Annotated in this window: 9 protein-coding genes, 1 tRNA gene and 1 pseudogene; 5 read left to right on the top strand and 6 right to left on the bottom strand. The window is 63.8% G+C overall.

The genetic code is table 11. The annotated features are described in order from the left end of the window. Window positions 1–5: 5 nt before the first annotated feature. The 3 genes from NCS58_RS27900 to NCS58_RS27890 all read right to left on the bottom strand — a co-directional run bounded on the left by NCS58_RS27900 (window position 6) and on the right by NCS58_RS27890 (window position 4,226). The gene (locus NCS58_RS27900) at window positions 6–953 is read right to left on the bottom strand and encodes an amino acid ABC transporter substrate-binding protein (RefSeq protein WP_061121207.1); all 948 of its coding nucleotides are present in this window, start codon (window positions 951–953) and stop codon (window positions 6–8) included. 12 nt (window positions 954–965) lie between these two features. Beyond that, window positions 966–2,273 carry a dicarboxylate/amino acid:cation symporter gene (locus tag NCS58_RS27895; protein ID WP_061121208.1) on the bottom strand — a complete coding sequence of 436 codons (1,308 nt, stop codon included), beginning with the start codon at window positions 2,271–2,273 and terminating at the stop codon, window positions 966–968. Window positions 2,274–2,693: 420 nt separating this feature from the next. Continuing rightward, a complete protein-coding gene (locus tag NCS58_RS27890; RefSeq protein WP_061121209.1) occupies window positions 2,694–4,226 on the bottom strand; it encodes a NuoM family protein in 1,533 nt (510 codons plus the stop codon). A 350-nt stretch (window positions 4,227–4,576) separates the two neighbouring features. Here NCS58_RS27890 and NCS58_RS27885 point away from each other — a divergent pair, with 350 nt between their 5' ends. After that, entirely contained in the window at window positions 4,577–4,825 is a 249-nt protein-coding gene (locus NCS58_RS27885; RefSeq protein WP_061121210.1) for a hypothetical protein, read from the top strand. A gap of 43 nt (window positions 4,826–4,868) precedes the next feature. On the opposite strand, the gene NCS58_RS27880 is transcribed toward NCS58_RS27885, so the two are convergent. Then, window positions 4,869–6,221, bottom strand: coding sequence for an NAD(P)/FAD-dependent oxidoreductase (locus NCS58_RS27880; RefSeq protein ID WP_061121211.1), 1,353 nt, complete (start codon window positions 6,219–6,221; stop codon window positions 4,869–4,871). 110 nt (window positions 6,222–6,331) lie between these two features. Between NCS58_RS27880 and NCS58_RS27875 the strand changes: the two are divergent. Beyond that, a pseudogene (locus tag NCS58_RS27875) lies at window positions 6,332–7,267 on the top strand (LysR family transcriptional regulator); the annotation flags it as partial. 47 nt (window positions 7,268–7,314) lie between these two features. Here the strand turns inward: NCS58_RS27875 and NCS58_RS27870 are convergent. After that, window positions 7,315–7,399, bottom strand: a tRNA-Leu gene (locus tag NCS58_RS27870). A 165-nt stretch (window positions 7,400–7,564) separates the two neighbouring features. Between NCS58_RS27870 and NCS58_RS27865 the strand changes: the two genes are divergently transcribed. Further along, entirely contained in the window at window positions 7,565–8,767 is a 1,203-nt protein-coding gene (locus NCS58_RS27865) for a mechanosensitive ion channel family protein (protein WP_061121212.1), read from the top strand. Between the two features lie 6 nt (window positions 8,768–8,773). Here the strand turns inward: NCS58_RS27865 and NCS58_RS27860 are convergent, their stop codons facing one another. Next, the gene (locus tag NCS58_RS27860) at window positions 8,774–9,736 is read right to left on the bottom strand and encodes a LysR family transcriptional regulator (protein WP_061121213.1); all 963 of its coding nucleotides are present in this window, start codon (window positions 9,734–9,736) and stop codon (window positions 8,774–8,776) included. 96 nt (window positions 9,737–9,832) lie between these two features. Between NCS58_RS27860 and NCS58_RS27855 the strand changes: the two genes are divergently transcribed. Beyond that, window positions 9,833–11,860 (top strand): FAD-dependent oxidoreductase, encoded by a 2,028-nt coding sequence (locus NCS58_RS27855; protein ID WP_061121214.1) that lies wholly within the window; start codon window positions 9,833–9,835, stop codon window positions 11,858–11,860. 62 nt (window positions 11,861–11,922) lie between these two features. Further along, on the top strand, window positions 11,923–13,500 hold the full coding sequence (locus NCS58_RS27850) for an ABC transporter substrate-binding protein (RefSeq protein ID WP_061121215.1): 1,578 nt from the start codon (window positions 11,923–11,925) through the stop codon (window positions 13,498–13,500). Window positions 13,501–13,504 lie beyond the last annotated feature (4 nt).

Genomic DNA, 13,504 nt, shown 5'->3' with positions numbered 1-13,504 from the left:
CGCGCTCACTGCGCCTCGCCGCCCGCCATCGTCTCGATGATGCTTTCGAGCTGCGCGCTCATCGGCATGTCGAGGCTCGTGCCCGACGGCAGACGTTGCAGGAACCAGCGCTTGTACTGCCGCTCGATTTCGCCATCGGCCGCGAGCGCCTGAAACGTGTCCTTCACCACTTGCGCGAGTTGCGGATCGTTCTTGCGATACATGATGCCGTATGGGTCGTACGACAGATAATCGCCGACGACCTGATACGCGCCGCCCTTCGCCGCGTTCTCCGCGATGAGGCCGTAAAGCAGCACGTCGTCGGTGGCGAATGCGTCGGCCTGCCCGTTCGCCACGCGCGCGAAGCCTTCCGCGTGATCCGGCACGACCTGCAACTGAATGCCGAGCCCGAACTTCCTGTCGATGTCGCGCAGCGCCTTTTCATTGGTGGTGCCCGCCGTGACCGCGACCTTCCTTCCCGCCAGATCGCGAAACGAGCGGATCGGCGAGCCTCGCCTGACCATGACCTTGGTGCCGGCCACGAAGAAGATCGGCGAGAAGGCCACGCGTTTTTGCCGTTCGACGTTGCTCGTGGTCGAGCCGCATTCGAGATCCACGCGGCCATCGACGACGGCATCGATACGGTTTTCCGGCGTCACGGGCACCCACTGGATCTTCAGGTTCTTGTGGACCGTATTGCCGACCGCCGCGACGAGCGCCTTGCACAGTTCGATGGAATAGCCGATCGGCTCCTTGCGCGCATTGAGATAGGAAAACGGCACCGAAGACTCGCGATAGCCGAGCGCGATCGTGCCCGTGTCGCGGGCCTTGGCTAGCGTGCCCGTCAGCGTGGCGGGCGCGAAGGCGTCGTTGTCCGGCGGCGGCGTCTGCACGTCTTCGGCGGCGCGCACGCCGAAGGCCACGGCGATCAGACTGGCCAGAGCCAGCGCCGCCCAGAAGCGCTGCGTTGTCATGGCTCGCCTCCTTCAGACTTGCGCGGGATGCGCCAGCGAGGCTTCCTGTTCGGCCTCGATGCGCGCCGCATTCGCTGCCGCTTCCGGTTCGGAGAGCAACTCGCCTTCCCACTTGGCGACCACCGCGCTCGCGATGGAATTGCCGACCGCGTTGGTGGCGGAGCGGCCCATGTCGAGGAAAGTGTCCACGCCGAGGATCAGCAACAGGCCCGCCTCGGGAATGTTGAAGTGATTGAGCGTGGCCGCGATGACGACGAGCGACGCGCGCGGCACGCCCGCCATGCCCTTCGACGTCAGCATCAGGATCAGCAGCATCGTGATCTGCGTGCTGAACGGCAGATGGATGTTGTACGCCTGCGCGATGAAGAGCGTTGCGAAGGTGCAGTACATCATCGAGCCGTCGAGGTTGAACGAGTAGCCCATCGGCATCACGAAGCTGGAGATCTTGCGCTTCACGCCGAAGCGGTCGAGCGCGTCCAGGATCTTCGGATACGCGGCTTCGGAACTGGCGGTCGCGAACGAAAGCATGAATGCTTCCTTGATGAGCGAGAGCAGCCTGAAGACGCGCCGCCGGAGAAACGCGAAGCCCGCGAGCACGAGCAGGCCCCACAGAAGAAACAGGCTGAGGTAGAAATCGGCCATGAAGACGGCGAATTTCAAAAGAATCGTCAGCCCGTTCACGGCAACGGTGGCGGCCATCGCCGCGAACACGGCGAGCGGCGCGATTTTCATCACATAGCCGGTGATCTTGAGCATCACGTGCGAGAGCTGATCGATCGCGGCGAGCAGGATTTTGCCTTTGTCGCCGAGCGCGGCGAGCGCGACGCCGAAGAACATCGAGAACACGACGATCTGCAGGATCTCGTTGTTGGCCATCGATTCGGCGAAGGAGCGCGGCACCATGTGGCCGACGAAGTCTTTCAGCGTGAATTTCGATGTGGCGAGATTCGCCGATGCGCCGATGTCGGGCAGCGGCAATCCCAGGTTGTCGCCGGGCTTGAGCAGATTCGACATCACCAAGCCGAGCAGCAGTGAAATGAGGGAGGCGGTGACGAACCAGCCTAGCGCCTTGGCGAACACGCGGCCGACCGAGGCCGCGTCGCCCATGTGCGCAATGCCGACGACCAGTGTGGAAAACACGAGCGGCCCGATCAGCATCTTGATGAGCCGCAGAAAGACGTCGGACACGAGCGAGATGTAACCGGCTATCTCCGTGGCGGTCTTCTTGTCGGGAAAGCTCGTGAAGATCATGTAGCCGACCCCGATGCCGATGACCATCGCGACCAGGATCCAGATGGCTGCGGAGCTTTTCTTGTTCATGTCCAGGCCTCCTTTGACTGCATATCGAGCGATTGCATTTCAAATTTCGGATGGAGCAGGCGATACAAGACGGGCGGGCTGCCCCGTGCGTGGGGGCCGGGCAGCGTCGATCCGCGAATGATCAGATGTTAGCGTTGCTTCCCGATCTTTGCACGGCGCGGTGCGCTTCCATGTCGTCCGGGCCTGGATCACTATGGCCGCAAGTGCCTATCATAAGCCTTCCGGCGTGATCGGGGACGTCACGTCGCGTTGCGTGCCTGATGCACCGATATGCGATCAACGCGGGCCAATGCGCCGTGATCGAATGATAAGGATGCCGGAATATAGCGAAAGCCGTCGCCAGGCGAGCGGGACCCCGTTGCAGGTGCGCCTGCCGCTCGTGCACCGGCACGCCGCGACAGGCTGACAGCGTCGCGGGACTCAGCCCGGCGTGCGTTCCGAACTCGCTTCACGACGCGCGTTGAACGAAGGCGCGCTGGCGTCGTCCGGCAGCGTCGAGCCCTGCACCGCCGACATGAGGCTCTCGACCGACGGGCCCATCGCGTCCGTGAAGGTCTTCGGATGAACGCCGATCGCGAGCACGAGCACGGCCATCGCGCCGAACAGCGCGAGCTCGCGCTTGCCGAGATCGCGCAGGCCGGCCACGCGCTCGTTCTTCACCGCGCCGAAGATCACGCGCTTGACCATCCACAGCGTGTAGGCCGCGCTCAGAATCAGCGACGAAGCGGCTGCCGCGCCGATCCAGAAATTCAGGCGGATCGCGCCCATCAGCACCAGAAACTCGCCGACGAAACCCGAGGTCCCCGGCAGGCCGACGTTGGCCATCGAGAACAGCATCGCGCAGACGGCGAAGCGGGGCATCGTGTTGGCGACGCCGCCGTAGGCATCGATCGAACCGTTCTTCGTGCGCTCGACCAGCACGCCGGTGCACAACAGCATCGCGCCGGACACGATGCCGTACGACAGCATCTGCACGACCGCGCCTTCGGTGCCCATGCGGTCGAACGTGAAGAGGCCGAGCGTCACGAGACCCATGTGCGCGACCGCCGAGTATGCGAGCAGCTTGCGCATGTCCGTCTGCACGAGCGCGACGAGACTGCCGTAGATGACGGCGACGAGCGACAGCGCGATCATCGCCGGGGCGAAGAAGTGGGATGCGTCGGGCACGATCGGCAACACGTAGCGCAACATGCCGTAGCCGCCGATCTTGAGCATGCCGAGCAGAATTGCCGCGCCTGTCGGGCCTTCCGAATTCACATCGGGGAGCCACGTGTGAACCGGCCACATCGGCACCTTCACCGAGAAAGCCGCGAGGAAGCAGACGAAGACGACGATCTGCGGCGCGAAGCCGAGCTTCAGATGGCGCCATGCGTCGATGTCGAAGGTATGCGCCTGCGTCCAGAGATAGATCAGCGCGGCCAGCATCGCGAGCGAGCCGAGCAGCGAGAAAAAGAAGAAGCGAATGGCCGCGTACACGCGCCGCTCGCCGCCCCATGTGCCGATCAGCAGATACAGCGGAATCAGCGACGCCTCGAAAAACACGAAGAACAGCATGCCGTCGAGCGATGCGAACACGCCCTGCATGCAGCCCGAGAGCACGAGAAACGCGCCGTAGTACTGCGCGACCTGCTTCGTGACCGACTGCCACGACGCGATGAAAATGATGAGCGTCGTTACCGCCGTCAGCACGGTGAACCACAGCGAAATGCCGTCGACACCCAGATGGTACGAGATGCCGAACTGCGGCAGCCACTCGATGCGCTCGACGAACTGCATGGCGCTGGAAGAGGCGTCGAAGCGCGACAGCAGCGGCACGACCGGCAGCAGGCCGAGCATCGCGCCGCACAGGGCGACGGCGCGCGAAAGCGTGGCCGACGCGCTGAACGTCAGCACGAAGATGCCCGACACCACTGGAATCCAGATGAGAAAGCTGAGAACGGACGGCAGATGCATAAGCTTGGTTCTAATCAGGCGCAAAGCACGGTTAGCACGCAATGGCGTGCTCGCGGGAAAGGCGCGGTGACAGTGGAATGTAAGACGGGACGAGATGCGCGGAAGGTTGAATCCGCAAGCGCAACCCGAATACGCTAGGCGTATTCCTAAGGGTTAACGAGGATAACCCAAAAGAAAAGATTTTGGGGACGTTGCGGCGTATCAAATTCATTGCGCCGGACGGCATTGACATTTTTTACCGCTTATCGGTCCGACGCGCGCCGCATCGAATCAAACATTCGTTCGCTCCGGGGTTGCCCTGATTTGCCCGCGGCCCGCTGGCCCTTAGCCTAGACCGCAAGGAGACAAGCATGAAGAAAACATTCAAGGCCGTCGTATTCGCACTCGTCGCGTACCTCGTCGCCGATCGCGCCATGCTTCACGCGCAGGGACACGACATCGGCGCGGCCTCGTGTGCCCAGAGCGCCGCGCAAGTCGAATTCGACGCCCTGAGCAAGGGTTTCAGTCATGCCGCCGCGAGCAGCCAGCGCGACGCATTCAGGTCGCAATGCCTCGTGTCGGGCCGCTCGCAGCCTGGCGAGGCCGTGGCGATGCGGTGAAACGGCAGCCCGTTCACGCGGGCTTGCGCGGACAGTCGCCGCCTCAGTTCAGCTTCACCGTGGGCCGCACGCGTTCGCGCAGCCATTGGCTCGCGGCATACATCACGGCTCGCTTGACACCCGTGAGACCCATGATGTGCCGGCGATACAGATGCCGGTAGCACGACGCCGCGAACCATCCGTCGATGAAAAGCGGCTGCCGCAGCAACTCGCTCATCAGCGCGCCGGCCGCGCCCGCGCGTCCGAAGGAAATGAGCGTGCCTTGATCGCGATAGGAGAAAAGCGGCACGGCGCAATCGTCGAGGCGGCGCGCGAGCGCATCGGCGAGATAGACGGCCTGCTGCCAGGCGGCCTGCGCGCGCGGCGGCACGAGCGCGTCGCCTTTCGATGCGGCGCACGCGGCGCAGTCGCCCATCGCGTAGATGCCCGAGCCGGGTTCGACCTGCAGCGTTGCATCGACGATGACCTGCCCGAGCCTGTTCAACGGCAGTCCTTCGAGCGTGCGCAGCACGGGCGGCCCTTCCACGCCCGCGGCCCAGATCGTGATGTCGCTGGCGAGCGTTTCGCCGTCCACGGTTGAAACGGCATTCGCATCGACCGCGCGCACACGGCAGCCCAGCCGAACCTCGACGCCGAGCCCGGCGAGCACGTCCTGGGCGCGCGCCGAAATGCGCTCGGGCAGCGCGGGCAGCACGCGCGGCGCGCCTTCCAGCAGGCGAATGCGGATGTCACGCGCCGGATCGAGCGAGGCGAGGTGATAGTCGCGCAACATTTCGGCCGAGCCACGCAGCGCGGCGGCCAGTTCGACGCCGGTCGCGCCGCCGCCGATCACCGTCACCGAAACAGGTGTCGCGCTCGCGCCGGGCGTCGCTTGCCGCGCGTGACTCGAGCGCAGCAGGCTCGACAGCAGACGCCGCCTGAACGTCTCTGCCTGCTCCACCGTCTCAAGCGTCAATGCGTGCCGTTCGGCGCCCGGAATCGAGAAGAAGTTCGTCACGCTGCCGAGCGCGAGCACGAGCGTATCGAATGCGAGCGTTCGCTTCGGCAGGAGCGGACGTCCGTCGATATCGGTCGTCTCGTCGATGACGATCTCGCGGCGGCCGCGATCGATGCTCGCGAGCGCGCCCTGCTCGAAGCGGAAGTGATTCCACTTCGCATGCGCGGCGTAATCGATCTGATGGCTCGACGCGTCGATCTGGCCTGATGCGACTTCGTGCAGAAGCGGCTTCCAGAAGTGTGTCGGGAAACGGTCGATGAGGATCACTTCGGCGCGGCGCCGCTTGCCGACGCCATTGCCCAGACGCGTCGCGAGCTCCAGCCCGGCGGCCCCGCCGCCCACGACGACGATGCGATGGGGCGAATCGACCTGCTGTTGCGCATACGGATTCAACATCATGGACCTCCCGGGAGTGCTGTGGATGCTTGACGACCTCGTTGGAAAAAATATAAGGTCGCGAAAACATTTGCGCCATTGAGTAATTATCGCCGACTCATAAGTTTTCACTAATGTTAAAGACGACGACTTTCCGCCAGTTGCGCACGCTGCAGACCGTTGCGCGCGTGGGCAGCATCTCGGGCGCCGCCGACGAACTGCATCTCACCCAGCCGGCGGTGTCGCTGCAGATTTCGCTGCTGGGCGAGGCGGCCGGCACCCCGCTCTTGCGCAGGGTAGGGCGCGAGGTGCAGTTGACGGCCGCGGGCGAAGTGATGGCGCGTTATGCGAACGAGATTCTGAGCCTGTGGAATGAAGCCGGCGAAGAAGTGGCGGCGCTGCGCGGCGAGCTGGGCGGCACGCTGCGCATCGGCGCGATCACGACGGCGGAGTATCTCGTGCCGCCGCTGCTCGTGCGCTTCACGAAAGACCGGCCCGGCGTGAAGCTGCAGTTCCGCATCGGCAATCGCGATGACATCGTGCGCATGCTCGCGACGAATGAAATCGATCTCGCGATCATGGGACGTCAGCCGCGCGAATTGCGCACGAACGCGGCGGCATTCGCGAAGCATCCGATGGCGTTCGTCGCCGCGCCGTCGCATCCGCTCATGCACGCCAGGCGCCTGAGCCTGACCGATGTCGAATCGGCGAATCTGCTCGTCCGGGAGCGCGGCTCGGGCACGCGTGTCGCGATCGAAGGGCTTTTCAAGGAAGCGGGATTGAAGCTGCATGCCGCATCGGAGCTATCGAGCAACGAGGCGATCAAGCAGCTCGTCGAAGCGGGACTCGGCGTCGCGTTTCTTTCGCTGCACGCGTGCGCGCTCGAGATGCAGGCGGGCTTGCTCGCGACGCTGCCCGTGCCATCTACGCCGATCGAGCGGGCGTGGCATGTGGTGCATATGTCGGAGCGGCGCCTGCCTCAGGTCGCCAATGCATTCAGGGAGTTTCTGATGCAGTCGGGGGCGGCTGTAGCGGGCCTGACTGCGCCGCCGGAGATGCACAAGGCACGTTCGGGACGCAAGGAACAGAAGAAAACGGAAGTCGTCGCCGATGCGACTGGTGCCCAGGGCGGGACTCGAACCCGCACGCCTCGCGGCGCTACCCCCTCAAGATAGTGCGTCTACCAATTCCGCCACCTGGGCAAAGGGGACCGAATTCTAGCGGGAAAATCCGCAGATGCGAAGTACCTTCGTGCGTCACATGGGCACCCGATGATCAAGACGACGCTACTACAATAGCCAGCGGAGCAAGTGCCACGTCCGATTCGCCTGAATAATCATTTCGCTTCGCCCACATCGGGAGCGTCCATGTTCGGCAACACCTTGCGTTTCGAAGTCGGACCGGACTGGCAAGTCCACGTCGCCACCGAGAGCTGGCTCGTCGCGACACTGCTGGTGGCCGCCCTGCTACTGGCGATCCTGCTGGCGAGCGTGATCTGCTACTACGTGACGCGCTCGATCATGCTCCTGATCGTCGGCCGGCTCGCACGCAAGGAAGGGCGCAAGTGGCTGATCGCGGCGGAGCGTCATCGCGTGTTTCACCGGCTCGCGCCGCTCGTGCCCGCGGCAATCATCTATGCGTCGGCGCCGTTGCTCTCCGGCCTCTCGTTCCCGGTCATTCCTGCGCTCGGCCACCCGCTGGCCATCCTTGCAGCCTGCTACATGGTCTATACGCTCGTGCGCGCGGCGCTCGCGTTGCGCGACAGCATCGACGAGCGATACAGCCACTTTCCTTCCGCGAGCGAACGGCCGATCAAGAGCTTTCTGCAAATCGCGACCATCGTCGTATATCTGGTCGCGCTGATCGCGGTGGTGTCGTTGCTGCTGGAGCGTTCGCCGGTTTATCTGCTCACCGGTCTCTCGGCCGTCACGGCGCTGCTCATCATCATCTTTCGCGACTCGCTCCTCGGCTTCGTCGCCAGCATTCAGCTCGCGGCCTACGACATGCTGCGCGTGGGCGACTGGATCGAAGTGCCGGGATTCGTCGCCGATGGCATCGTGATCGACATCGCGCTGAACACGATCAAGGTGCGCAACTTCGACAACACGGTCGTCATGCTGCCGAGCCAGCTTCTCCTGACCAACAGCGTGAAGAACTGGCGCGGCATGATCGCGTCCGGCGGGCGGCGCCTGCGGCACGCGATTCACTTCGATGTGGATACCATCCGCTTCCCCGACGATGCCTTGCTCGCGCGGCTGCGCGAATCATTCGAACGACCGCTCGCGATGCCCGAAGGCGAGCGCCGCACGAACCTCGGCTTGTACAGGCTCTATCTCAGCGGATATTTCCGTGAGCATCCGGCCGTGCGCCGTGACATGCCGCTCGTGATTCGCCAGGTGCAGTCGACGGCGCCCATCGTCGCGCTGGAGATTTGCGTGTTTATCGACGAGATACGTTGGGAGCGATACGAAAGCCTGCTGTCGGACATGCTCGATCACGCTTATGGCGTCGTGCCGCTCTTCGGCCTGCGCTGCTGGCAGCGCGAGCGCGCGTCGGCAGCGGCGTCATGACGACGCTCAAAGCGTGCTCGCATGATCGACGCGGTGCTTGGGCACCGCTTTCAACAAAGCCAGCACGCGCCGCGCGTCGTCGAGTTCCTTCTTCATCTCGTCGATGAGCCACCGCGCCACCGCGCGCGTGCTCTCCGACGGATTCGACGAGCGAAATTCGAGCACGTAATTGGAGCCCGTTTCGATATAGCGATCCCACGCGGGAATGACCTTGCCCTCGTTGAGCGGCGCCGCGACCGCGAGCAGCCAGCCGAGCACGACGCCCTGGCCGAGCATCGCGCATTGCACGGCAAGTCCCGGGTCGGTGTGATGCACCGCTTCGCCGATGCCTTTCTCCGAGAGTCCCGTCGCCCGATGAAAATCAGCCCATGAGAGCGTGGTCACGTCGAGATGAATGTAGGCGTGACCGTCGATGCTCTTCGGTGCATCGAGCGGACCGAACTGCGCCAGATAGTTCGAACTACAGACGGGCACGATGATCTCCGGACACAGCAGAAGCGGGTCCTTGTCCGAACCCGGACCATGCAGCCGGATGCCGAGGTCCGCATCTTCGAGCGGTCCATACAACCGTCCCGCCATCACCTGCAAGCGCAGATTGACGGAAGGAAACGCACGGCGAAACTCGGCGTATCGGGGCAGGAGCCATAACGCGGCGAAACCGCTTGCGAGCGATAGCGTGACGATCTCGCCTTGCGCGTGGTCGCGCTTGAGCTCCTCGATGGTGTCGCCGATCTGCCCGAAGCCGGAAGCCACGGCGTGCTGCAATGTTGCACCGCGATCGGTCAGGGTTAGCCCTAGCTTCGTGCGCTCGAAGAGCCTGAAGCCGAGCGCGTCTTCAAGCCGCGCCACCATGCGGCTCACCGCGACGGGCGTTACGTTGAGTTCGCCGGCGGCCTTGGTGAAGCTCAGCAGCCGCGCGGATGTTTCGAAAACGACCAGTGCCTGAAGCGAGGGAAGTCGCAGACTCATACAACACCATGTTATGGGGCATGCATCGATTTGTAATTTGACGGCGCATATTGACCTCCTTACCTTGAGTCCGACGCTCACTTCATCTGGCAGGCCATGACTACTGCTTCGTCGGACCCGTTGCTTCAGCCATTCGCACTCAGGCATCTCGTGTTCAAAAATCGTGTGATGAGCACGAGTCACGCAAGCCGTCTGACGCGCGACGAATTCCCGCAGGAGGTCTATCAACGGTATCACGAGGAAAAGGCGAAAGGGGGTATCGCGCTGACGATGTTCGGCGGGTCGTCGAACGTCAGCCTCGACAGTCCGAACACGTTCCAGCAGATCAACGTCGGAACCGACGCCGTGGTGCCGCATCTGCGGCGCTTTTCCGATCGCATCCACACGCACGGCGCGGCGCTCATGTGCCAGATCACGCATCTCGGGCGGCGCGGCGATGCGTACACGGAGCCGTGGCTGCCGATGATCGCTCCATCGGCCGTGCGTGAAACGCTGCACCGCGCCATGCCGCAAGCAATCCACGACGCGGACATCAAACGCGTGATCCGCGATTTCGGCCTCGCGGCGAAGCGCTGCCGCGATGGCGGCCTCGACGGCATCGAATCGCATGCGGGCGGTCATCTCATCGGCCAGTTCATGGACCCGACCGTGAACCTGCGCACCGACAAATACGGCGGCTCGACGGCGAATCGCGTGCGCTTCGCGATTGAGGTTCACGAGGAGATTCGCAAGCAGGTGGGCGATGATTTCATCGTCGGCTTTCGCTTCGCGCTCGAAGACGGATGCAGCTTCGAGGAAGGGCTGGAGATGTCGCGCATTCTGCAAGGCACGGGCCTTTTCGACTTCTTCAACGTCACGTTCGGGCGCATGGACACGAAGATGTCGCTCGCGGTCAATTCCATGCCGGGGATGTTCGTGCCGTCCGCGCCGTGGCTGCCGAAAGCCGCCGCATTCAAGCGCGCAGTCGATCTGCCCGTGTTTCATGCAGCGAAGATCGCCGATCTCGCCACCGCGCGCTACGCGATCCGCGAAGGCCTGCTCGACATGGTCGGCATGACGCGCGCGCATATCGCGGAGCCGCATCTCGTGAAGCTCGTCGCAGCGGGCAAGGAGGACGAGGCGCGGCCGTGCGTCGGCGCATCGTTTTGCCGCAACTTCCGCGCGACGTGCATCCATAATCCGGCGACGTCGCGCGAGACCTATCTCACGCATGACATACCCGAAGCCGCGCGGAAGAAGCGCGTGCTCATCGTAGGCGCGGGACCGGCGGGTCTCGAAGCTGCGCGCATCTGCGCGACGCGCGGCCATCACGTCACCGTGCTCGAAGCGAACTCGACGGCGGGCGGACAGATGCTGCTGGCGGCGACGGGAAGCTGGCGGCGCGACCTCATCGGCATCGTGGACTGGCGCGTGGCGCAGATCGAAAAGCTCGGCGTAGACGTGCGCTATAACCACTACGCCGAACTGAGCGACGTGCTCGATCATGGCGCGGATGTCGTCATCATCGCGACGGGCGGTCTGCCCAATCTCGATGCGCTGCCGGGCGGCGAGCTGTGCAAGTCGGTCTTCGACGCGCTCACGGACACGCCGCCGCGCGAAGGCAGCGTGCTCGTGTACGACGGCACCGGCCGCCACAACGCTTATCTGTGCGCGGAGCGTTATGTCGATGCGGGCCTCGATGTATCGCTCGCGCTCATCGACAGCATGCCGGCGCAGGAAACCGGCGGCCGCGGCGACGATCAGGTCTGGATGCGCAATATCGCGCGCTGGGACGTGCCCGTGCGCACGAACATCGAGCTCATCGAAGTGAGCACGTCCGATACCGGCAAGCGCCGGGCCGTGTTCCGTCATCACCTGACGAATGATCTCGTGGAGATGGAAGCGGATCATGTCGTCGTCGAGCGCGGCATGCTCGCAGTCGATGATCTGTTCGAGGCGACGCGCATGTATTCCGTCAACGACGGCTACACCGATCTCGAAGCGTTCGCCACGGGCAAGCCGCAGCCCGAAGTGCAGAAGGGCGAAGAAGGACAGTTCCATCTTTACCGCATTGGCGACGCGAGCGCGTCGCGCGACATTCACACGGCCATCTACGACGCCTGCAGGCTATGCCTCGCGCTGTGAAGGCCGGTTGCATCGTATCCGCCATACCATCCGCATAACGACATGACCGAGCGAGGCTGACCATGATATTGCCGAAGGAACTCGTAGTCGCCGATCCTGGCCGCCGCAAGGCGATGAAGACGCTGGCCGCCGCGGGCGCGGCGACGCTCATCCTGCCGGGCGCATCGTCACTCGCGTTCGCCGCGACGCAGCCCGCGCCGCAACGCGGCGGACGCATCCGCGTGGCGCTGGCGAACCAGTCGCTCATGGATTCGCTCGATCCCGCGAAGGGCACGCATACCGGCGACTATTCACGCGCGTACATGTTCTATAGCGGCCTCACCGAACTCGACGCCGACTTCAAGACGCAGAACGCGCTCGCGGAAAAGCTCGAATCCGACGACTTCGTGAAATGGACCGTCACGCTTCGGCCCAACGTGCATTTCCACGACGGCAAGCCCTTCACATCCGACGATGTCGTTTTTTCGCTGATGCGCCACAAGGATCCGGCGACGGCATCGAAGGCGAAGTCGATCGTCGATGGCATCAGCTCGGTCAAGGCGGCGGGGCCGCTGAAGGTCGAGATCACGTTGACCGAGCCGAACGTCGACCTTCCCGCGCTGCTCGCGATTCCGCATCTGGTGATCGTCGCCGCGAATACGACGGACTTCTCCAAAGGGAACGGCACGGGCCCGTTCACGTGCAAGGAGTTCACGCCGGCGCAGCGCTGCATCGGCGCGCGCAACCCGAACTTCTGGAAGCCGGGGCGCCCGTATCTCGACGAAGTGGAGATCATCGGCATCGGCGACGACGCGGCGCGCACCAATGCGCTGCTCGCGGGCGACGTGCAGCTCATCTCGCCGCTGCCCGCGCGCGATGTCGATCGCGTCAAGCAGACAGGCAAGGTGACGGTGCTCGAAAGTCCGTCGCAGCTTTACTCGGACCTCGCCTTGCGGCAGGACATGCTGCCGACGAAGAGCGCGGACTTCAACGAGGGCGTCAAGTATCTGCACGACCGGCAGCGCATCGTGAACGTGATGCTGCGCGGCCACGGCACGCTTGCGAACGATCATCCGGTGCCGGAGTGGCATCCGTACTTCATGAAGGGATTGCCGCAGCGCACGTTCGATCCGGACAAGGCGCAGTTCCACTTCAAGAAGGCCGGCACGCCAGGCGCGCGTGCGGAGATCATCGCGCCGCCATCGGTCGAAACCGCGCTCGACTCCGCCATGATGATTCAGCAGGCCGCGAAGCAGGCGGGCGTCGATATCAACGTGCGCCGCGTGCCCGCCGACGGTTACTGGACGACGTACTGGATGAAGTATCCGATGACCTACGGCTCCATCCTGCCGCGCCCGACGCTCGACCTGCTGTACACGCAGTTCTTCCGCTCGAATGCGAACTGGAACGAGTCGGGATGGAAGAACGAGCAGTTCGATCAGTTGCTGACCCAGGCGCGCCGCGAGCGCGACGAAGCGAAGCGCAAGCAGATGTACGGCGACATGCAGACGATCATCTACGAGAAGAACAGTCTCGTGATTCCCGCATTCATCAACTTCATCGACGCACAGAGCTCGACCTTGCGCGGATTGAAGGGCACGCCTTCGGGGCGCGTGATGGGCTATCGGTTCGCGGAGTTCGCGTGGCTGGACAAGGCGTGAAAGC

Origin of the sequence: Caballeronia sp. INML3B (assembly GCF_023631305.1) — a bacterium.
Classification (GTDB): Bacteria; Pseudomonadota; Gammaproteobacteria; order Burkholderiales; family Burkholderiaceae; genus Caballeronia; species Caballeronia turbans.
The sequence above is the reverse complement of the archived record's forward strand: the minus strand, read 5'-3'. Positions and strand labels throughout refer to the sequence as shown.

Coding starts and splice junctions, on each gene's coding strand:
- NCS58_RS27885 (WP_061121210.1), top strand. CDS start 4,577: ATGAAGAAAACATTCAAGGCCGTCGTATTCGCACTCGTCGCGTACCTC.
- NCS58_RS27860 (WP_061121213.1), bottom strand. CDS start 9,736: ATGAGTCTGCGACTTCCCTCGCTTCAGGCACTGGTCGTTTTCGAAACA.
- NCS58_RS27880 (WP_061121211.1), bottom strand. CDS start 6,221: ATGATGTTGAATCCGTATGCGCAACAGCAGGTCGATTCGCCCCATCGC.
- NCS58_RS27895 (WP_061121208.1), bottom strand. CDS start 2,273: ATGAACAAGAAAAGCTCCGCAGCCATCTGGATCCTGGTCGCGATGGTC.
- NCS58_RS27890 (WP_061121209.1), bottom strand. CDS start 4,226: ATGCATCTGCCGTCCGTTCTCAGCTTTCTCATCTGGATTCCAGTGGTG.
- NCS58_RS27865 (WP_061121212.1), top strand. CDS start 7,565: ATGTTCGGCAACACCTTGCGTTTCGAAGTCGGACCGGACTGGCAAGTC.
- NCS58_RS27850 (WP_061121215.1), top strand. CDS start 11,923: ATGATATTGCCGAAGGAACTCGTAGTCGCCGATCCTGGCCGCCGCAAG.
- NCS58_RS27900 (WP_061121207.1), bottom strand. CDS start 953: ATGACAACGCAGCGCTTCTGGGCGGCGCTGGCTCTGGCCAGTCTGATC.
- NCS58_RS27855 (WP_061121214.1), top strand. CDS start 9,833: ATGACTACTGCTTCGTCGGACCCGTTGCTTCAGCCATTCGCACTCAGG.